22 protein-coding genes are annotated in these 18,473 nt (G+C 33.7%); 10 read left to right on the forward strand and 12 right to left on the reverse strand.

Annotated features, from left to right (window positions below; translation table 11 throughout):
• The first annotated feature begins 144 nt into the window (after window positions 1-144).
• Together ASO14_RS06530 and ASO14_RS06535 are read left to right on the forward strand one after the other, a co-directional pair.
• Window positions 145-1,776 (forward strand): dynamin family protein, encoded by a 1,632-nt coding sequence (locus ASO14_RS06530; RefSeq protein WP_068453128.1) that lies wholly within the window; start codon window positions 145-147, stop codon window positions 1,774-1,776.
• Between the two features lie 156 nt (window positions 1,777-1,932).
• Complete coding sequence (locus tag ASO14_RS06535; RefSeq protein ID WP_068453131.1) at window positions 1,933-2,964, forward strand: restriction endonuclease; 1,032 nt, start codon at window positions 1,933-1,935, stop codon at window positions 2,962-2,964.
• Between the two features lie 46 nt (window positions 2,965-3,010).
• On the opposite strand, the gene ASO14_RS06540 is transcribed toward ASO14_RS06535, so the two are convergent.
• Window positions 3,011-3,388 carry a nucleotide excision repair endonuclease gene (locus ASO14_RS06540; RefSeq protein WP_068453134.1) on the reverse strand — a complete coding sequence of 126 codons (378 nt, stop codon included), beginning with the start codon at window positions 3,386-3,388 and terminating at the stop codon, window positions 3,011-3,013.
• 350 nt (window positions 3,389-3,738) lie between these two features.
• Between ASO14_RS06540 and ASO14_RS06545 the strand changes: the two genes are divergently transcribed.
• Window positions 3,739-3,939, forward strand: coding sequence for a helix-hairpin-helix domain-containing protein (locus ASO14_RS06545; protein ID WP_068453137.1), 201 nt, complete (start codon window positions 3,739-3,741; stop codon window positions 3,937-3,939).
• A 43-nt stretch (window positions 3,940-3,982) separates the two neighbouring features.
• On the opposite strand, the gene ASO14_RS06550 is transcribed toward ASO14_RS06545, so the two are convergent.
• From ASO14_RS06550 to ASO14_RS06580, 7 genes are all read right to left on the reverse strand, one after another.
• The gene (locus ASO14_RS06550; RefSeq protein WP_068453140.1) at window positions 3,983-4,723 is read right to left on the reverse strand and encodes a GTP pyrophosphokinase; all 741 of its coding nucleotides are present in this window, start codon (window positions 4,721-4,723) and stop codon (window positions 3,983-3,985) included.
• 59 nt (window positions 4,724-4,782) lie between these two features.
• Complete coding sequence (locus ASO14_RS06555; protein WP_068453142.1) at window positions 4,783-5,619, reverse strand: aldo/keto reductase; 837 nt, start codon at window positions 5,617-5,619, stop codon at window positions 4,783-4,785.
• Window positions 5,620-5,771: 152 nt separating this feature from the next.
• Window positions 5,772-6,716, reverse strand: a complete 945-nt coding sequence (locus tag ASO14_RS06560; RefSeq protein WP_068453144.1) for an ABC transporter permease — start codon at window positions 6,714-6,716, stop codon at window positions 5,772-5,774.
• Window positions 6,700-7,614, reverse strand: coding sequence for an ABC transporter ATP-binding protein (locus ASO14_RS06565; RefSeq protein WP_068457319.1), 915 nt, complete (start codon window positions 7,612-7,614; stop codon window positions 6,700-6,702). Before ASO14_RS06565 ends, ASO14_RS06560 begins: the two co-directional genes overlap by 17 nt.
• On the reverse strand, window positions 7,611-8,306 hold the full coding sequence (locus tag ASO14_RS06570) for an ATP-binding cassette domain-containing protein (RefSeq protein WP_068453146.1): 696 nt from the start codon (window positions 8,304-8,306) through the stop codon (window positions 7,611-7,613). Before ASO14_RS06570 ends, ASO14_RS06565 begins: the two co-directional genes overlap by 4 nt.
• Window positions 8,299-8,670, reverse strand: a complete 372-nt coding sequence (locus ASO14_RS06575; protein WP_068453147.1) for a GntR family transcriptional regulator — start codon at window positions 8,668-8,670, stop codon at window positions 8,299-8,301. The genes ASO14_RS06570 and ASO14_RS06575 overlap by 8 nt, the downstream gene beginning before the upstream one ends.
• Window positions 8,667-9,437: a hypothetical protein gene (locus ASO14_RS06580; protein WP_068453149.1), complete on the reverse strand. Its 771-nt coding sequence runs from the start codon at window positions 9,435-9,437 to the stop codon at window positions 8,667-8,669. The genes ASO14_RS06575 and ASO14_RS06580 overlap by 4 nt, the downstream gene beginning before the upstream one ends.
• Window positions 9,438-9,544: 107 nt before the next feature.
• On the opposite strand from ASO14_RS06580, the gene ASO14_RS06585 reads away from it, so the two are divergent.
• The 5 genes from ASO14_RS06585 to ASO14_RS06605 all read left to right on the forward strand — a co-directional run bounded on the left by ASO14_RS06585 (window position 9,545) and on the right by ASO14_RS06605 (window position 13,806).
• Window positions 9,545-10,246, forward strand: a complete 702-nt coding sequence (locus ASO14_RS06585; protein WP_068453151.1) for a YjjG family noncanonical pyrimidine nucleotidase — start codon at window positions 9,545-9,547, stop codon at window positions 10,244-10,246.
• A gap of 15 nt (window positions 10,247-10,261) precedes the next feature.
• Entirely contained in the window at window positions 10,262-10,999 is a 738-nt protein-coding gene (locus ASO14_RS06590) for a Cof-type HAD-IIB family hydrolase (protein WP_068453153.1), read from the forward strand.
• A gap of 264 nt (window positions 11,000-11,263) precedes the next feature.
• The gene (locus ASO14_RS06595) at window positions 11,264-11,695 is read left to right on the forward strand and encodes a hypothetical protein (RefSeq protein WP_068453155.1); all 432 of its coding nucleotides are present in this window, start codon (window positions 11,264-11,266) and stop codon (window positions 11,693-11,695) included.
• A 66-nt stretch (window positions 11,696-11,761) separates the two neighbouring features.
• The gene (locus tag ASO14_RS06600; RefSeq protein WP_068453157.1) at window positions 11,762-12,583 is read left to right on the forward strand and encodes a DUF2785 domain-containing protein; all 822 of its coding nucleotides are present in this window, start codon (window positions 11,762-11,764) and stop codon (window positions 12,581-12,583) included.
• Window positions 12,584-13,218: 635 nt separating this feature from the next.
• Window positions 13,219-13,806: a hypothetical protein gene (locus ASO14_RS06605; RefSeq protein WP_068453159.1), complete on the forward strand. Its 588-nt coding sequence runs from the start codon at window positions 13,219-13,221 to the stop codon at window positions 13,804-13,806.
• Window positions 13,807-13,976: 170 nt separating this feature from the next.
• Here ASO14_RS06605 and ASO14_RS06610 read toward each other — a convergent pair whose 3' ends face one another.
• From ASO14_RS06610 to ASO14_RS06620, 3 genes are read right to left on the reverse strand one after another with little or no spacing between them, the layout of a single operon-like run.
• A complete protein-coding gene (locus tag ASO14_RS06610; RefSeq protein WP_068453161.1) occupies window positions 13,977-14,297 on the reverse strand; it encodes an AzlD domain-containing protein in 321 nt (106 codons plus the stop codon).
• On the reverse strand, window positions 14,294-15,016 hold the full coding sequence (locus ASO14_RS06615) for an AzlC family ABC transporter permease (protein WP_068453163.1): 723 nt from the start codon (window positions 15,014-15,016) through the stop codon (window positions 14,294-14,296). Before ASO14_RS06615 ends, ASO14_RS06610 begins: the two co-directional genes overlap by 4 nt.
• 22 nt (window positions 15,017-15,038) lie before the next feature.
• Window positions 15,039-16,016 carry a diaminopimelate dehydrogenase gene (locus tag ASO14_RS06620; RefSeq protein WP_068453165.1) on the reverse strand — a complete coding sequence of 326 codons (978 nt, stop codon included), beginning with the start codon at window positions 16,014-16,016 and terminating at the stop codon, window positions 15,039-15,041.
• Between the two features lie 200 nt (window positions 16,017-16,216).
• On the opposite strand from ASO14_RS06620, the gene ASO14_RS06625 reads away from it, so the two are divergent.
• Entirely contained in the window at window positions 16,217-17,335 is a 1,119-nt protein-coding gene (locus ASO14_RS06625; RefSeq protein ID WP_068453167.1) for a pre-peptidase C-terminal domain-containing protein, read from the forward strand.
• Window positions 17,336-17,397: 62 nt separating this feature from the next.
• Here the strand turns inward: ASO14_RS06625 and ASO14_RS06630 are convergent, their stop codons facing one another.
• Window positions 17,398-17,784 carry an SET domain-containing protein gene (locus ASO14_RS06630; RefSeq protein WP_068453169.1) on the reverse strand — a complete coding sequence of 129 codons (387 nt, stop codon included), beginning with the start codon at window positions 17,782-17,784 and terminating at the stop codon, window positions 17,398-17,400.
• A 189-nt stretch (window positions 17,785-17,973) separates the two neighbouring features.
• Here ASO14_RS06630 and ASO14_RS06635 point away from each other — a divergent pair, with 189 nt between their 5' ends.
• Entirely contained in the window at window positions 17,974-18,414 is a 441-nt protein-coding gene (locus ASO14_RS06635) for a hypothetical protein (protein WP_068453171.1), read from the forward strand.
• The last annotated feature ends 59 nt before the right edge of the window (window positions 18,415-18,473 follow it).

Below are 18,473 nucleotides of genomic sequence, written 5' to 3' on the forward strand. Positions count from 1 at the left end.
ATAAAAGTAATAGGAGAAATGAAAAAACAAGTCGAAAAGCGATGATTTTTTTGAAAAAAATAATAAGTAAATAGTAATTGTTTGTAGTGTTTTTTCACATATCATGTATACTAAAGATATGTAGAAAAGGGGTTTGTGACATATATGGAAAAGAATAATCATACACAATATGAAAAACGAATCCAACAAATCGAATGTAGCGGACAACCTGTACTAATTGGTGAGAAGCAACAGTTACAGAGGATTCAATTTTTACTTAGTAAACATATGAGTACGCGTATTACAGCTCGGAAATTACGTGAGCTGATTGCCGATTCAAAAGACGATTTAAAACTGCTCGTTATTGGTGATGTATATGCAGACAAAGCAACGTTTATTAATACGCTATTGAATCGCCATGTTATGCCAAGTGAATACCATGGTGTGTCGTATGTACACACAATCATTCATTATGGTGAGGAAGAAAGTGTAACAGCTCACTTTTTAGATGGACAAGTTGCACAGTTTTCTCTTGGTCAAGTGGAGCTATTTGCCATATCGGATACATTTAGTTCTCAAATGATGCGAAGTGGTTTAGATTATGTTGATATTGTTTTAAAACATGACTTATTAAAAGCGGTGACAATTTTTGATACACCTTCGTATCAAAAGTCTGTTTTTGTTAAAGAGAGTTTTTTAAAGCGAAGCCAAGCAGTTGTATGGCTCGCAAATCATCAGTTTAAAGGATTACCTTCAGAACGTGCATTACTAGCACGAATTGGTCAAGAACAGAAAGAAATGCTGTTTTTACTAAATGAAGATCCATATAATTTATCATCTGAAATTTTAGAAAAACAAGATTTTTTCGGTGCTTTCAAACAATTATCGGTTTCTTTTCAAGCATTGCAAGAAGCAGTTGAAAAAGACGAACATGCATTATATCAGTCCTCAAATTTTGATCAATTGTTTGCGTATATTCAGATGTGTCGTTTAGATAATGAAGCTTTTTCAAATCTGATTCACCAACGGTTCTTTGAATGGGTGGATCGATTTATTTTAGAAATTCGTTCATTGGTACAGCGCGATCCATATTTAGAAGCTTATAGTATGTTGCGTGAATTTATGGATGAGAGTGATGATGCTGTTTATCAGTCGAAAGAACAAGAGCATAAAATTCATGAATTAGAAAAGACATTTGAACAACTAAAAAAAGAATATCATCAATTAGAAACGTCTTATCAATTGGTTGAATTTTTAAAAGCACATACAGCTGAATTACCTAAGAGTAAAAAGTTAATTCAGTTATATACAGAATATGCAAGTTTTGTTCAGCAATATAAAAGAGGCGTTTCACAACAACTCTTTACAGACCCAGAACCAAAAAGAGAAGAAGTAGTTCGATATGAGCAACAATTTATAACATATTTTAAAGAACAAAAATCGGCTCTTTTACATGAAATTCAACAATTATTTATTGAAATTGAAAAACAAATTTTAGAAATTGAAAATCAATCAGAATATCGTGTCGTACGTTTAGAAAAAGCAGCCAAGCGACTTCAAGCTTTTGACCCGATTGTACAAGCAAAAACAGAAATTACATCAATATTAGAGCAAAAAACGATGTATGAAGATGTACCACATTTGTTAAAGCGAATCAAAGAGATAAATATGGATTACGCACCTGTTATTACGTACTTTGAAGAAAAGAAAAAACAACTTGCGGTAGAAGATGTCCAACAAAAACAAGCAGTTTACCAAGATATATTGGATGAATTACTGTTAGAAATGACCTATTAAAGATTTAATTCAAAAGAAGTATATTTCCTTCTTTTGAATTGATTCTTTCTATACGATTAGTGCCAATTTTTTTTGTGGAATGTGAGTGTTATCACTCATGCGGGATTATATAGTTATTACTATAATAGAACAGTACCGTAAAAGAAGTGAAAGGAAATGGACATCGTGCGTTATACTTGCGAATTTCACAAGAAAGAACAAAGTAAAGTATTACAAGAACATAAGATTGTTTTATATTGCCCAGATTGTGCAAAAGAGCATATTTTATCGATTATTCAAACGGAAGATCGTTTAAAAGAAAAGTATGCACAACATCATCATGAAAAGATTGAAAAAAATAGGCAACGTTTAATTCATCAACTGCTACTAAGTTGTCTTGTTGCGTTCTATTTACAGTTAACACCGTGGATTTTTGCACCTTTTTTCTATGATACGCAAACGATTCAACAATATGTACAAGCTGTAGGTTACACGTATCGTTGGATGTGGACGGAAGCATGGATGGTTCTCATTTCATCTATTTTACTCGGATTAGGTATTTATTATATACAAGATGCAATCCGAAAAATAAAAAAATTACCGCCATTACATTCAAAACGAACGTATCATAAGAAGAAAGATCAAGTGCATGCCGTCAAACGTTTTCAGCAATCAAGTAGGCTAAAAAAAGCACAAATCTATATTAAAAAATTACATAAGCGATTTATTGAAGAAAAAACAACGATTAAACCTGTCGAATTAATGACAGAATATGAATTAATTTTATATTATGCAAAATTAATTCAACATATGGCTTATAAAGATGTACAAATCATTGTACCTTCTGAAAGTTTTGGGGTGGCCATTATTGCACAACAACATGGTGTAAGAACTGCGATGATGGTATGTAAAGAACCTGAAAAGCTCACACCTGAAATGATGAATCATTTTGCAACAGGGCGTGCATATTACGATTGTGAACGTGCGATTTTAATGACACCCACAACACTTTGCCCAGATGGTAAACAATTCGCAGAGGAACTGCACATTACGTGTTGGAATATGAAAGAAAAAGAAGAACAATTAACATATGATGAATCGGAAGCGTGGCAAGCATACTTAGACCCTTACTTGATTAAACATGACCAAGATTTGAAGCAGTATGCAATTTACGAAACACATCGTTTATTAGAAACATATGATGCATAATAAAAAAGACAGAGGGATGGATAGTATCCAGTCCTCTGTCTTTTAATTAGTCTTTATAAAACACTTTATCAATGTTATGTTTTGCACGTAATGTGTTAATCATATATGTTTCGTAGATTTCACGTTCCATTGGATCTTCTACTACGAATACTTCAATCTTCGCAACTTCTTCACGATGATTTTTTAATGGTGATACTTGGTCTTGGAAATGTTTTTTCAAACGAGGGCGTAATTTACGCGCTTTTCCGACAAATAATAATTCATTATCTTCGTTGAAGAATAGAATTAAGCCGCCTTTATCACGAGGTACTTTATGGAAGTCGATGAAACCATAAATTGATGGAATCGGTACTTCACCATCTTTTAGTTTTTGTTCACGTTGACGAATGACTACGTCTGGTTTTGGCATTTCAATTTTAATCAAAAAAATTCACGTCCTTTATTCATATACACTACAATATACCATACTTTTCAATAATAATCGACCTTTGTTTCTGTTCACAATTGTCACAATTATTTTAGTAGTTTCATGATAGAATTTTGAAAGGATATTTAATCATCGGTATAATGTATGTAGGTGTAAAGACAATCCAGATGCAATTCATAAAATTGTCATATGATGATAATTATTTTAATGGAAAAGACCTTTTAACAAAATAGTATGATAAAATATTGAACTTGTAAGAAATAGATTTTATACAATTTAAATACATAGTTTGATTTTTTAGAATTAACTATAAAAAGAACTAAGCAAAAACAAGGAGGGTATTTTGAATGAATCATTGGCCAGAGGGAGTAGCTCGACCTGCGATTCGTGCATTACACACTGCGGAATTGTATACGTTAGAGGACTTGCGTGAGATTGACGTAGAGAGTCTAAAACGTCTACATGGTATTGGCCCAAAAGCTTTCGCTGCTTTATCAAAAGCGATGGAAGAAAAGGGTTATGAATTTAAATCAGTAGAAGCAGAATAAATCATGAAAAAAGCACAGTCGTTTGGGGGACTGTGCTTTTTTATTATTCCTCCTTTGAAGAAGGAATTGCTATCTGTTGGAGTGCCGCAAATAATTTTGTTGTTTGTAAGGAGCGATAGTCGTAGGCAGCATCCTCTTGTTGATTTTTCAGAATATTAACTTCCTCATTTAATTTCTCCATTTTCTTATCGAGAAGGGCGGCTGTATGTGCAGCTTCTACGAGTTGATTAGATAAATAAGCGGGGATGTCTTTATTATATTTATAGTAAATTTTATGTTCTAAACTTGCCCAAAAATCCATCGCAATCGTACGAATTTGCATTTCAACATACACATTCTCCGTACGATCAGACAAAAAGACAGGTACTTGTAAAATCAAATGCAGGCTACGATAACCTGATTCTTTTGGCTGTTGGATATAATCTTTAATTTTAACAACCTTTAAATCTTCTTGTTTACAAATCATCTCTTGTATACGGTAAATATCTGATTCAAAAGAACAAGTGATGCGAATACCAGCAATATCTTGAATATTTTCTTTTATAGAAACTAAATCAAGTGGTATTTGTCGTTTTTGAATTTTAGCAATAAGACTTTCAGGTGATTTTAAACGTGTGTTAATATGTTCAATTGGATTATACTCGTGAATGAGATGAAATTCTTCTTTTAAAATTTTTACCTTTGTTTCAACTTCGTCTAAAGCAAAACGATAAGCCATCATAAAACGTGTTAATTCAACTTTTAACTGCTTTGCTTGTTGTTCAAATGATGGATCTAACGGCATATGACCACTTCCTTTCGCAGTAAAATGAAGCATCCCTAAAAAGGAATGCTTAGAAAGTTTTAACGCCCAAAATCAAAAACGGTTGGTTTTGGACCGTAGTGGAAATCCTCATTTAAAGCGTCGATTTTTTTCATATCATCTTCTGAAATCGTAAAATTGAATAAATCAAAATTCTCTTCAATGCGTTTTGGTGTCATTGATTTAGGAATCGTAACAACATCAGATTGTAAATCCCATCGTAAAATAATTTGTGCAGGTGTACGTTCGTACTTTTCAGCCAATTCGATGATTGTTTCGTTTGTGAGAAGTTCACCATTCATAAGAGGAGACCAAGCTTCTACAACAATATTATGTTTTTTACAGAATGCACGAACCTCTTCTTGTGTTAATTTTGGTGATAATTCAATTTGATTAATGACAGGAACAATATCTGTATGTGCAAGTAAGTGTTTTAAATGAGGCACTTCAAAATTGCATACACCGATTGCGCGAACACGCTCTTCTTTATACAACTGTTCAAGTGCCTTCCAAACGGTTACATAGTTTTCATCTAAGCCTGGCCAGTGAATTAAGTATAAATCAATATAATCAAGCCCAAGACGCTTTAAAGAGTCCTCATACGCTTGAATCGTTTCGTCAAATGATAAGCCATCATTCCACACTTTTGTTGTAATAAATAATTCCTCGCGTGTCACAAGACCTTCTTCAATTGCTTCTTTAATGCCTTGACCGACAGATGTTTCATTTTGATAAATAAAAGCTGTATCAATACTACGATAGCCAACTTTGATCGCGTGTTTGACGTTTTTTGCTAAATCGCGACCTTCTTCCGAACGGAATGTACCATAACCAAGACCTGGCATTTTTACGCCGTTATTCAATGTAAAGTGCATCATATAATCTCCTCTTTCTTTCTTAAATTACGGAAAAAAACCGTCAATTTATTATTCAATAGCTTTTTTAAAAAGTACAGTCAAAACTATGTATGTAACCATACCCGTCCAAGACGAAGAAAAACAGATGCCACTACATGACATCTGTTTTTTGTTTAAGCTGTAATATCTTTTTTTGTAAAGACAGAGAAGCTAATCACTAAGAAAATAATCGCATATACAGCCATGACTGATAAGGCAAACCCGATTGTTAAGTCAGGTAGAATCGTGTAGCCTTTTTCGATTCCATTCAAATCTGTTACGCTAAACCAGAAATACTTGATGAACTCGTATTTTTGAAGTAGTGCAACAAGTGTAGCAGAAGTAAATGTAATGAATAGTGTTAGACCAATCGCTAGTGAACTTGAACTGAATAATGTACCAAGCATGAAGGCGAAGAAGATACTCATCGAAATATCACCATAACTTAATAAGTAACTATATAGTGTTTGTCCAATAAGGTTGACTTCTGTTACTTTGCCATCTTGTATTGTAAGTGATGTACCAGCAGAATCAAAGAATACATAGCCTAAAAGAGCACTTAATGCAAAACCAACTGTAGTTAATAAGATTGTAAATAAGAAAGTTGTAATTAGTTTTGATAGAAGAATTTTCCAACGAGCAATCGGACGTGTTAATAACATTTTAATCGTACCTGTGCCGAATTCGAACGATACAATTCCTGCTGCAACGATGACACCGAATAATGAGATAAGAGATAGGGCGCTTACACTACTTTCAAGGAAGCTCGCTGTTGAATCAGAAGCAGGTGGTTCTACATTATTCTTTAAACGATATTCAGCAATCTTTATTTCATTTTCTAGACGTTCTTTTTCTTTTGTTGTTAGATTTTCTTCAGTGAGGAAGGTTTTATTGCCTTCAATCGTCATTTGTTGTTGTTCTTTCCAAGAAGTTGGTTCCTCATCTCCATTCACTAACTTATCGAATGTTTTTAAACCTACTAGCATTGCAACAATAACTGCTAATGTTAGAATTAACATGACCCATGAAGATTTTTTTGACCATAATTTAACCCATTCATTTTTAATTAGTTTGAGCAATTTGTCCGCCTCCTGTCATCGCTAAGAATTGATCTTCAAGTGATTCGTGGAATGGTGCAACTTGATATACTTGTACATTGGCATCCATTAATTGTTGTAGTAGAGTCGGAACGTTTTGACGATCAATTTCTACTTTGAATAGCTGTTCATTTTGTGTGAATGTATAACCATGTGTTTGCAGACAACCTACTGCGTCACCTTCTAATTCAAGTTGATAGTAAGATGTTTCTGTTTCATTCATTTCACGAATATTTGTTAGTACACCATTTTGAATAATCGCGATTCTATCACACATCAATTCGATTTCTGATAGTAAGTGACTTGATACAATAATTGCCACTTGTTCTTGTTCCGCAATTTTACGTAAATGCTGACGTAAATCACGAATACCAGCTGGATCTAATCCATTCGTTGGCTCATCTAAAATTAAAAACTTAGGACGATGTAGTAATGCCTGTGCTAAGCCAAGGCGTTGACGCATACCAAGTGAATACGTTTTTACCTTTTCATGAATACGTTTTTCAAGTCCTACTTGATGAATCACTTCATTAATACGCTCTTTTGTAATATTTGGATGCATATTCGCGAAGTGTTGTAAGTTTTTATAACCTGACATAAATTTATACATTTCAGGGTTTTCAACAATTACACCAACATTTGAAATCGCTTCTTCAAATTCTTTTGTAATTGATTTCCCTTCAATTAGTACGTCACCAGATGTAGGTTTCATTAACCCTGTCATCATACGAATTGTGGTTGTTTTACCAGCACCATTCGGTCCTAAAAATCCTGTAATCTGTCCAGCGTAAAGAGATAAGTTGACATTTTTAATAATTTCTTTGCCTTTAATCGTTTTCGATAGTTGTTGCAATTCGACAACTGCTTTCAATGTCTTCATTCCTTTCGATATTGTTTTTTCATCCAAGAAACAGCATCTTGCTGCCATTCCTCTCGAATTGTTTCAAGCGAGTGATAGGAGATGACTTCACCATTCTTTAGTAGAAGAAGTGCATCTAAAATCGGTTCAACTTCATATAATTCATGTGTCGATAACACAATCGTTTGTGTTTCAGCATCTGTGAAGCGAATTAATCCTTTAATGAGTGAATCACGTACCATAGGATCTAGCCCAGAGAACGGTTCATCCATAAAATAATACGTGGTTTCACGCCCGAGAGTCGCGGCCATTTTTAAGCGTCCACGCTGTCCTTTTGAAAGTGTTTTAATTTTTTGTTCAATATTAATGTCTAAAAAATCAGCTACTTCGAGTGCTTTTAGGAAATTAAAATCTTCAAATTGCGTTTCATAAAATTGAAATAGTTGTACACCTGTTAAATAACTATAAAAATCATCCGTATCAGGTAAATAGGCGAAGCGACTACATGTTCGATGTGTCAATGGTTGATGATCTAATGTAATCGTGCCGTCATCAGGATTTTTAATACCAGCAAGTAGACGCAGAAGTGTAGATTTACCTGCACCATTTTCTCCAGCAATACCAATAACCTTACCAATCGGAATTTGAAAAGAGACATCGTTTAGAACGGGACGGTTGCGATGTTTATAACACACTTTCTTTACGTTAATCATGTGTATCAGCTCCTAACCGTTTAATTTCTGCCAGTACTTCTTCCTTTGTAAAACCAAATTCGTTCATATTGTGAAAAAATTGCTCGACAATGCGTCTACGTGTTTCTTGTCGAAGTAATTGAATACGTGCTTCATCCGTTGTAATGAATGTACCTTGTCCTCTTTTTGTTTCCGTTAGTCTCATCTGTTCTAACTCCTTATAAACACGCTGAACTGTATTGACATTAACACCCACTTCAAGTGCATATTCACGTACAGACAACATTTTCATACCAGGCGCCAAACGATTTTTAATGATGTCGCTGCAAATTCGTTCGACTAATTGTGCATAGATGGGTTTTTCACGATTAAAATCATTATTCATCTTTTTAACACCTTCTCTAACGAATATGTACTGATGAATAATAGTAAAACGAATAAAATAATCCCAAAATAAATTTCACGTACATACAAAAATTCATGTATCACATCATATAAACCATCTACGAAATTGCTAGGCATAGGAATCCAAGAAGCAAGGTTGTCACCTGTATACATCAAGTTTTTATACCATGTGAATTCATAAAGCAATACGTTAAATCGCATAAATAAGATGAAGAGAATAATTGTTATAAGGTAACTAAATCGACCAATGTAGCGTTTGAAAAAGAGTAAAATGCCAAGTAATAGCGCAAAAAATGGTAGATTGAAAATAACTGACTCAAACATTTTATAACTTAAAAAGAAAATGATGGGAACAAAGGATGTAAGTGACGTGACATTCAATTGTGCAAGACAGATGAATGTGCTAATGACCATTAGTACAACTTGAACAAGAGTTACAAGTAGATAATAGATAGATTTAACAAAAAGAAGTTGCCAAAATGGTGCTTCCGTATGTAGCCATAAATCTAATTGTTGGGTCTCTTTTCGAATGCTATTGGCAAACAGAAAAGGAATGAGAAATACATAAAACATCGCCGTAAAAACGAGCAATCCAAGTACGAGTTCATAAAATGAAAAGATAAACACCTTTCGTGTTAAGAGCGGTAAAAACCAAATGATCAATATCGTACTTAATGTTAAAAGGTAAAATTCTTTTGTATCCCGACGCCATTCGCGTTGGAGTAATCCAAAAAAGCGAGCAAACATAAAAGGAAATCACCTCAATTTGTTCTAGTGTACTAGTAACATATTACACTAGAACATCCTATACGACAAGTACTTTTTAGCATATAATGGATAACGGAGGTTGTAATATGAAAACATATCATTATTTATTATTCGATTTAGATGACACATTATTTGATTTTCAATTAGCAGAGAAAGAAGCGCTAACACGTATTATGCGTGAATTAGCACCAGAAGATAATCAGCAACAATTGATTCAAACTTATAGAAAAATTAATCAGCGTCTTTGGGCACAATATGAATGCGGTGAAATTTCAAAAAATACAATTATTCATACACGTTTTGCCTTAACGTTTAAAGAATTCGGGAAAGAGATTGATGGGGAGAGAGCAGCAAAACACTACCAACAATATTTAGGTGAGGGAACACAGCTACTTGACGGTGCGCTTGAAACATTGAAACTTTGCAAATCACTCGGTTATCGAATGTATGCTCTAACAAATGGTTTAGAAAAAACGCAAAATAGCCGTTTAGATGGTTCGGGTATTCGTTCGTATTTTGATGCGATTTATATTTCAGAACAAACAGGCTCACAAAAGCCACAAACAGCATTTTTTGATTATGTTTTTGCACATTCGACAGAGATTATACCTACAGAAGCATTGATGATTGGTGATTCTTTATCTTCTGATATTCAAGGTGCGCAAAATATAGGAATTGATAGTTGTTGGTATAATGGCGCGAATAAGGAGACAGCTCATCAAGCAACATACGTGGTGCATAATCAAAAAGAATTGCACCAGCTACTTGCACAAGTCCCTGTAAAATAATAATGAGGTGATTTTTTGACGAATATCAAATTAATTGCGATTGATTTAGATGGAACATTACTTAATTCACAACATGCAATTCGTCCACATACGATTTCAGTTTTACAACAAGCTGTAGAAGAAGGAATTCACGTTGTCGTTTGTACAGGAAGAGGCATTTCACGTATTCGTCCATATGAAGCATTGATGGAATTAAAGCAACCTATTGTAGCGGCGAATGGTGCGGATGTGTATTATGAGGCAGGGCATGTAGGAGAGAAAGCTTATATCGATCTCAAAACAGCACAGCATATTTTTAAAACGATTGAGGACATTGGCATACCTTTTTGGGGTTTTACAGATGCAGGTGAATTTATTGATGGAATACCAAATAAACAGGAGATTGCGCGCTGTTTAAAAATTGGCGTACAATCTGAAGATCCGAAGCAGTTACAAGCTTTTTATGAACAAGTAAAAGGGTGGCAAGATATCGAACTAACAAGTTCTGCTTCAACGAATTATGAAATAAATCAACTAGGTATTTCAAAAGCATATGGAATTGAAAAGTTGTGTCGTCATTTACACATTTCTTTAGATGAAGTGATGTGTCTAGGTGATAGTGCAAATGATTTGGCACTTTTCCAAGTAGCAGGTTTTCCTGTCGCAATGCAAAATGCCATTTCAGATTTAAAAGAAATTGCAAAAGCAATGACCACATCGAATGACGAAGAAGGTGTTGCAAAAGCAATTGAGTGCTATGTGCTAAAAAAATAGAGAATATAGCGAATAGGATGTAGTCTTTAACAAGAAGAAGGCTGCATCTTTTTATGAGCAAAAATGCATAAAAAAACAATGTTCCACATAAAAATTTGTGTTTTCTTCTAAAAAAAACCGTTAATGTACACATTTATTTGTTTTTTCTAAAAATTTATGAATCGAAGGTTGTATTTATGTTAGAAGTGAAATATTATGTATATAAAAGAAAAAATGATACATATTATACGCAAAATAATACACAATGTAGAAAAGGGGAAGGGCATGAAAATTGAATTTATCTCCAATGCATTTGAACATTTGAAAACAGCTTATTATGAAGATTTCTTTTTTCAAGATGTAGAAGTAAGAGATTTAGAAAATGATCGAGTATTATTAACTTCTGATTTTCAAGGTAAGTTTCTGCAATTAATTTGGGATGTACTAATTGAGTTTGAATCTCAAAACACTGTAAAAAAAGTAAAACAGTATGGTAAGAAGAACTTCTACTTATTTGAGCGTGTGGACAATCATATTTGCATTGAATTAAATGGTGAACGTTTTGTGGATGAAGATTATGCAATTTTCCATGAAGCATACTATGAAGCAACTAAACATTATTTACAGTTTATACGAAGAGAAAATCCGCGTGTGGCATTACAAGAAAGTTTCCAACAATTAGCCGCAAGTTGTTCCTATTTTGAACGTCGATTTTAAGTAGTAGCCATTTTTTGAAAAAATAGTTATGATGAGTTGAAAACTATTTTTTTGGAGGCTATACATATGAACTTTATTGAACAGGCAACAACACTTTTAAATGGTGGCCCTACAATTCAACGTCAGTTTTTTTTAGAACCTCAAACTGAATTTTTAAATGACATGATCCAGCATCTAGGTGATGCCGATCCTCAAGTGCGTGATGAATTAAATTATCGTTTATTAATTGATTTAGTACAGTATCATATTTTATCAGATGAGCAAAAACAACAATTAATCGACGAGATTGTATCACAAAATCTACTATTAGGTACAGTAGGAAGTAAACATGAAACTACTGTATTTCAGCGTGCGCTTTCAACTGAATGGTTACGCTTACTTCTAACAGAAGATCAAATGAAAAGTGAATTAGGAAAGAAAATTTTAGAAGATGCACTTTTATTAATGGAACGTGAACATGACTTGCGTGCGTACACAGAAGAGGGGTTTGCTTATTCTGTTGGAAATGCTGCTTTACTCATCTATGTCCTCTTACAAGAACGTCAGGAATATACAGCGTATGCAGCACCTGTATTGATGGCGATTCAATCGAATTTTTGGAAAGAGCATGTTTTTACAGATGATGAAGAAGAACGTTTTTTATCATTAATTGAGCTATTACTGGCGAATGGTATAGAAGAAGATTTACTTGTAGAATGGATTGAACAAATCTTTGATCGCTTAGAGATGATTTCTCAATATGAAGGATTTAGCGCACATTTCTTAAAAGGACGTACAGAAGTATTACAATTTATGCGTGCTTTCTATTTCACATTGAAATTCAAAAATAATTACAAAAAATTGCAGTCTACAATTTCGATATTTATTCAAAAATGGTATAAAATTTAGTTAGTTTTGTATGAAAGAGACTAGACACAATAAAATCAATATGTCTCAAATATGAATAGTTAAATCAATTGTATGCGTAGAAAAACACTCTGCGGGAATAGCATGAGCTAGAACCCTACATGAACGTAGTGAAGATGCGTTTGAAACCATGCCCCTATGCACTTGGTGTAGTGGAGCAAGATTTGAAACAGGACGTTGCGTTCTTTTCTTGCCTACCTTTATTCGTTTTTCGAAGTAGAAATTGATTTGAACGAACAAATCCCGTATGATTTGAAAAATCATACGGGATTTTCTATGTTGAGCATATTTTTTCTGATGTTCTTTATTTTTATTGATTTTCTTTTTAAAATATAATTCGTTTTTACTATGTTTATAGTGAAAAAGTATTGTTTTAAAAAGAAGATGTTTATAAAAAATAATAAGTCTTTAGAAGTAAAATTTAACTATTTTGTAACAAAAAAGAGTATTAAATAACTAAAATTGGATTTTAAGGTAATTTTATGATGAAATAGTATGTTTAAAAATAGGAAATAAAGGTTATAATTTGACTAGGTATGTATAATGAACAAAATAAACATTGGAGATATTGTCCTAATTTTAAAATTTATTAACATTATCTTATTGAGGTGAAATTTGTGCAATATACATTAACTAAAGATGCATCGCTGTTTTTCATTGATGACAGTCAAGTACAAGAATTCACAAACTTATTTCATGAGCATTGTCACGACTTAGAATTTGAAAAAGGTTTGCTGAATGAAAAAGACGTCATACATAATTGCCTAAATCTTTGGTTAATGATGCGGCGTTTATCAAAAGACGTTATGGAATCAATGGAAAAAACAATGTATTATACAGGAGATTTTTTAATTTTTGATGCAATACGAAAAAATAAATTTTTTCAACAAATAAAAAATACTCTTGTAGATGATCAAATTCGCCAATGCCAAGTTGCGAGTTGTTTAGCGAATCAGTTGAATGTCTGGCTCTACGAGAAGGTGGGATCTCTAAAGTCGCTTACATTATTCAATGATCCAAATCAACCGTATTTTTTACTTCATCGAAACGCACATTTATGGGAGAATCGTGATTTTTTAGATGAAGTCGCTATGTATACAAAACGTGTCACAAACGCTTTAGCAGATCGTGAACGATTTGGGCAAATTTTTAAACATGCATTTCAACAACTTGACCAATTTGAAGTGCAAGAAGAGAAAATTTAATCAAATCACGTGCATATAGTGCGAATAATTAAATAGGAAAATTAATCAAAAAATGGGTTCATTTTGGTGAAGGCTAAGGGGAAATCCCTTGCCTTTTTTCTTATGATTTATTATAAAATATCATAAAAAAAAGAGCTTCAGCATACGCTTAGGCTCTTTTTTGTCTTACTTTAAAATATAAATCGAATCGTAGCCATACATATGACACCAACAATGACCGTAGTTGATAAACTTTTCGTCCAAATGGCAATGAGCACGGTTGGTATAAAAGCAGCTAAAATCGGCCAATTGAATGTCACGTAAGAGCCACTTGCATCAAAGAGGTTCGTCATAACGAGTGCACTCAAAATACAAACAGGGATATAAGCTAACCATCTCAAAATAATAGGTGGTAATATCATATTTTTAACGAATACAAAAGGTAGTATACGCGGCAACCACGTAACAACTGCACATCCAAGTAATAACCACATCATAGAAGACGTTATCATTTTTTCTCCGTCACCACCCCAATTGTCGCGACAACCACTGTACCGACAAGTACTGCAATATGTGTGGATGTGAAATATAAAAGAAAATAAATAATTACCGCCATATAGCCAATCAATTGTAAATAATGCATGATTTTTGTACGGTTTGCAGCGGTGATAGATAGTACAAGTAAAGCAACAAACATAGCAGTGAGTGCAAAATCTAAGCCGAGTCTTTCAGGATTTGGAATCCATTTTCCAATTAAGGCACCGATAATGGAAGCTGCAATCCATGCAAGATAGGCCGTTATATTTTGTCCGTCCATCCATCTCGGTCCAAGTGCTCCAGTTTGCGCTCTTTTTGTAACAGCTACTCCAAATGTTTCATCAGTTAAAAGAGAACCAAAACCTATATTGCGTAGAAGGCTTTGGTTCGTAAAGCTAGGAGCGATTGTTAGAGACATTAATAGATGGCGTAAATTCACAATGAATGTCGTTAAAATAATAATTGAAGCAGGCGTTCCGGCAAGATATAGTCCACAAAAAATAAACTGGGCTGCACCTGCATAAACAAGAATTGACAGCAATGTAATTTCAAATGTACTTAAATTTGAAGCGATTCCTACAACACCGAATGCGATTCCAATACTTATATAGCCGAATAGAGTAGGAAGACTATCTTTTACGCCTTTTATAAAGTGGTCTTCTTCTTGTTCACCAATCCTATCTGTTTTAAGCATATCCTAACTCCTTTCGTATGAATTATAATAATTCGGCACGCAATTGTTCAGGTGTTTTAGGTGAGATAGCACTGAACGGTACATCAAATACAGAAAGCGCACCAACATGACCTTTTTGAGATAGGCGATAGGCTGCACGAGCATATGCAACTAATACGCTTGATGTAAAGTAAGGGTTACTCTCCAACTTAAGTGAAAACTCAAGAATTTGTTTATGACCAGCATCCGATTGACCAGAGCGAATAACAAAACCACCATGTGGCATGCCCGTATGATTCGTATTAAAATCATCTTCTGAGATAATATGAACTGTTGTATCGTAGTCTGCAAAATAGTTTGGCATCGTTACAATTTCTTCGGTAATCTTCGCCGCATCAGCACCTTCTTCTAAGACGATATAACATACGCGTGTATGCTTTTCACGTGTTGATAGTGCAGGTGCATCACCGTTACGTACTTTTTCTACTGCTTCTGGAACAGGTAGTGTGTATTGAACAGCATTTTTTACTCCAACAATACGACGTACCGCATCTGAGTGACCTTGACTTAAGCCATCACCCCAAAATGTATATGTATCCCCCTTCGGTAAAACAGCTTCTCCGAGTACACGATTTAGCGAGAATAAACCTGGGTCCCAACCTACTGAGATAATAGAAGTCGTATTTGATTTTTGATTTATAGCATCTACTGTTTCAAAGAATTCAGGAATTTTTGCATGTGTGTCAAAACTATCAATCGTATTAAACCACTGCGCAAAGTGAGGAACTTGCTCGGGAAGATCTGTAGCAGAACCGCCACAAATAATCATCGTATCAATTTTGCCGATGAATTTTTCTGCGTCATCTACGTGATGAATCGCTGCGTTCGATTGGATTTTTACCGTTTCAGGATCGCGACGTGTGAATACAGCCACTAATTCCATGTCTTCATTTTGTGCAATGGCACCTTCTACACCCCGTCCTAAATTTCCATATCCAACAATACCAATTTTAATTGTCATACAAAACAGCTCCTTCTAAAAAATACAGTTTCTATACAGTCTAATCTTAATTTGTAAAATTCACAATATTTTATTTAGAAATATAATTTATTTTTTCAGAATAATCAAAAGGCGAAATATCAAAAAAATTTATGAAAAAGCATATTTTTATTATGTAATATTTGTTAAAATAATAAACAAATGATTAAAGAGGTGTATAAATGAAATTAAATTATCAAAAAATAAGTATTGCGTTCATCGCTTTCTTATTGATAGTTAGCGGAGCCTTAAGTGTGAATAATTATTCAGCACAAGCAGCACAAGGAGACTCTGTTAAACTAGGAACGGTTGTTAAAAGAACGCTAGATGCAGATGGAATGGATTATTTCCAATTCACATCTACAAAAAAGCAAACAATGAAATTGTCTTTTAAAGATGCAGGTAAAAAAGCAATTGGTTTAGCTGTAGTGAAAGGATTAACAGCAAAACAAATTGAACAGTTAGAGCAAGAAACGATTTCAGATGCAGAATTTGAAAAATTATTAGATGAAGTAAAAGTGGTCGCTTTAATTGACAATATGAAGGGCGAAGACTCAATCGGTCAACACACAGCATATGTAGGTTTACAAAAAGGTACATATTTCGTTATGGCAATTGGTGAAGCTGCGGAAGTGAAAAAATATGGTAACGCATATAGCGTATCTTTAGCAAAATCAACAAAAAAATACGTTGAATATGAATCAAATGATACACGTGCAAAAGCAACAGCAATGCAGCGTAGCAAAGTGTACGAAGGGTCACTTGCATTCTTATTTGACGATGTCGATTATTATAAAGTGCAAGTGCCAACAACAGGTAAATTGGTATTGAAAGCATCAACAAAAAAACGTGCAGACTTTTCAATGAATATTTACGATGCGAAGAAAAAGAAATTAAAAAAGACAACAACGAAGTCAGGTAATCATTATGTGACAACAGCATCTGTTAAAAAAGGTACGTATTATGTACGTGTTAGCGGAGATGCTTATGATGAATTTTTATTACATTATCAATTAAAAGCATATGTGAAAACAGCAACACCAAAAGCAAGTGTCGCGAATAAAAAGGGTACAAAAAACGACCGCATAAAAGTGACAGGTGTGAAAAAGGGTGATACAGTCATCGTTTATGCAGATGCTAAAAAGAAAAAAGTAATCGCGAAGAAGAAAGCAACTTCTTCAACGGTAACTTTTAAAACAACAAAGTTGTCAGATCGCGGTGGTAAAGTATATGTGACAGCTAAGAATAATGTACTTTATACAAGTTCGACAAAATCTGTAACATACAAAAAAGTAAAATAATAAACAAAAAGGACTTCAACCGATTTTATGGCTTGAAGTCCTTTTTATATAGGATGACCGAATTATTCTGATTTTTCTTCTTGGAACCAAAGAGCGTCTTGGTCATCAATATCACCATTATAATTAATAAATACTTCTTCACCTTGTTTAATATCTTTATAAGCAAAGAAATCGAATGTATGATTATCAAAATTAATTTCGTAGTCTGCATTCGGAGTATAACTATGATTGAATAACATGCCATATCCAAGTAGAATTGCTGAACGTCCAATGCCATATTCGAATGCATAGTCTGCTAACAATGTTTTTTCAATGTGTTCATGTTCTTCGTTCGGATAAGCAATTACAGGTGCTTGATGAAAAAGTGTTCCTTTTTTTATGTCGACACTTGCGAAAACACCACGGTTAAATTCTCCATCACTGATGGGAGATACTTTTACTTCAATCATTTTTTTCCCCTATTCACGTCAAAATTTTTCTCTTTAACTATAACACTCTTTTAACTTTATGTTAATGGGCAGAATTTACAAACAATTCATATCATCTTAATTGAATGTCATATAAAAGACCTATATAATAGAAGTAAGTAACAAGCACAAGTCTCAGTTATGGACAGAGATTTAGAAGGAGGATACGCGATGATTTTATTTATCATGATATTACTCATCTCTTTAATTACGATGAAATGTATTCGTCTTTATCACGAACATCCTATGACGTATGAACAATTACTGAGAAAAGGACTTGTGATGGAACTACTATTCATGGAGAATCGAGCAGTTGATGTTTATGAGAGGGGATTACGCGAGCTGGATTTAACAGTAGACGAAGAAAATAATGTGCATTATTTAGTTGGCATGATCCAACAAAAATATCATAAGCAGTCAAAGCAAGCTGTAGCGCATTTTGAAGAAGTTTTTAAAAAGGAACCAGAATATTTAGCATACCGTAAAGAATATCAGCATATTTTAGACGCATATGAATCATCTAATCGAGAAGAATTACCGCATATTGCAAAGATGCTCAAAAAACAAAGTCAGCACGATCACCGATTTTTAAAATTAAAATACCCAGAATAGAGGTACAGCCATGTTTGAACAATCAAACAAATAAGGTAGTGATTTATGCAATCCAAACA

It is taken from the genome of Kurthia sp. 11kri321, assembly GCF_001534765.1.
In the GTDB taxonomy this organism is placed as follows: Bacteria; Bacillota; Bacilli; order Bacillales_A; family Planococcaceae; genus Kurthia; species Kurthia gibsonii.

Coding starts and splice junctions, on each gene's coding strand:
- ASO14_RS06530 (WP_068453128.1), top strand. CDS start 145: ATGGAAAAGAATAATCATACACAATATGAAAAACGAATCCAACAAATC.
- ASO14_RS06535 (WP_068453131.1), top strand. CDS start 1,933: ATGGACATCGTGCGTTATACTTGCGAATTTCACAAGAAAGAACAAAGT.
- ASO14_RS06545 (WP_068453137.1), top strand. CDS start 3,739: ATGAATCATTGGCCAGAGGGAGTAGCTCGACCTGCGATTCGTGCATTA.
- ASO14_RS06550 (WP_068453140.1), bottom strand. CDS start 4,723: ATGCCGTTAGATCCATCATTTGAACAACAAGCAAAGCAGTTAAAAGTT.
- ASO14_RS06555 (WP_068453142.1), bottom strand. CDS start 5,619: ATGATGCACTTTACATTGAATAACGGCGTAAAAATGCCAGGTCTTGGT.
- ASO14_RS06565 (WP_068457319.1), bottom strand. CDS start 7,614: ATGAAGACATTGAAAGCAGTTGTCGAATTGCAACAACTATCGAAAACG.
- ASO14_RS06570 (WP_068453146.1), bottom strand. CDS start 8,306: ATGATTAACGTAAAGAAAGTGTGTTATAAACATCGCAACCGTCCCGTT.
- ASO14_RS06575 (WP_068453147.1), bottom strand. CDS start 8,670: ATGAATAATGATTTTAATCGTGAAAAACCCATCTATGCACAATTAGTC.
- ASO14_RS06580 (WP_068453149.1), bottom strand. CDS start 9,437: ATGTTTGCTCGCTTTTTTGGATTACTCCAACGCGAATGGCGTCGGGAT.
- ASO14_RS06585 (WP_068453151.1), top strand. CDS start 9,545: ATGAAAACATATCATTATTTATTATTCGATTTAGATGACACATTATTT.
- ASO14_RS06595 (WP_068453155.1), top strand. CDS start 11,264: ATGAAAATTGAATTTATCTCCAATGCATTTGAACATTTGAAAACAGCT.
- ASO14_RS06600 (WP_068453157.1), top strand. CDS start 11,762: ATGAACTTTATTGAACAGGCAACAACACTTTTAAATGGTGGCCCTACA.
- ASO14_RS06610 (WP_068453161.1), bottom strand. CDS start 14,297: ATGATAACGTCTTCTATGATGTGGTTATTACTTGGATGTGCAGTTGTT.
- ASO14_RS06615 (WP_068453163.1), bottom strand. CDS start 15,016: ATGCTTAAAACAGATAGGATTGGTGAACAAGAAGAAGACCACTTTATA.
- ASO14_RS06620 (WP_068453165.1), bottom strand. CDS start 16,016: ATGACAATTAAAATTGGTATTGTTGGATATGGAAATTTAGGACGGGGT.
- ASO14_RS06625 (WP_068453167.1), top strand. CDS start 16,217: ATGAAATTAAATTATCAAAAAATAAGTATTGCGTTCATCGCTTTCTTA.
- ASO14_RS06630 (WP_068453169.1), bottom strand. CDS start 17,784: ATGATTGAAGTAAAAGTATCTCCCATCAGTGATGGAGAATTTAACCGT.
- ASO14_RS06635 (WP_068453171.1), top strand. CDS start 17,974: ATGATTTTATTTATCATGATATTACTCATCTCTTTAATTACGATGAAA.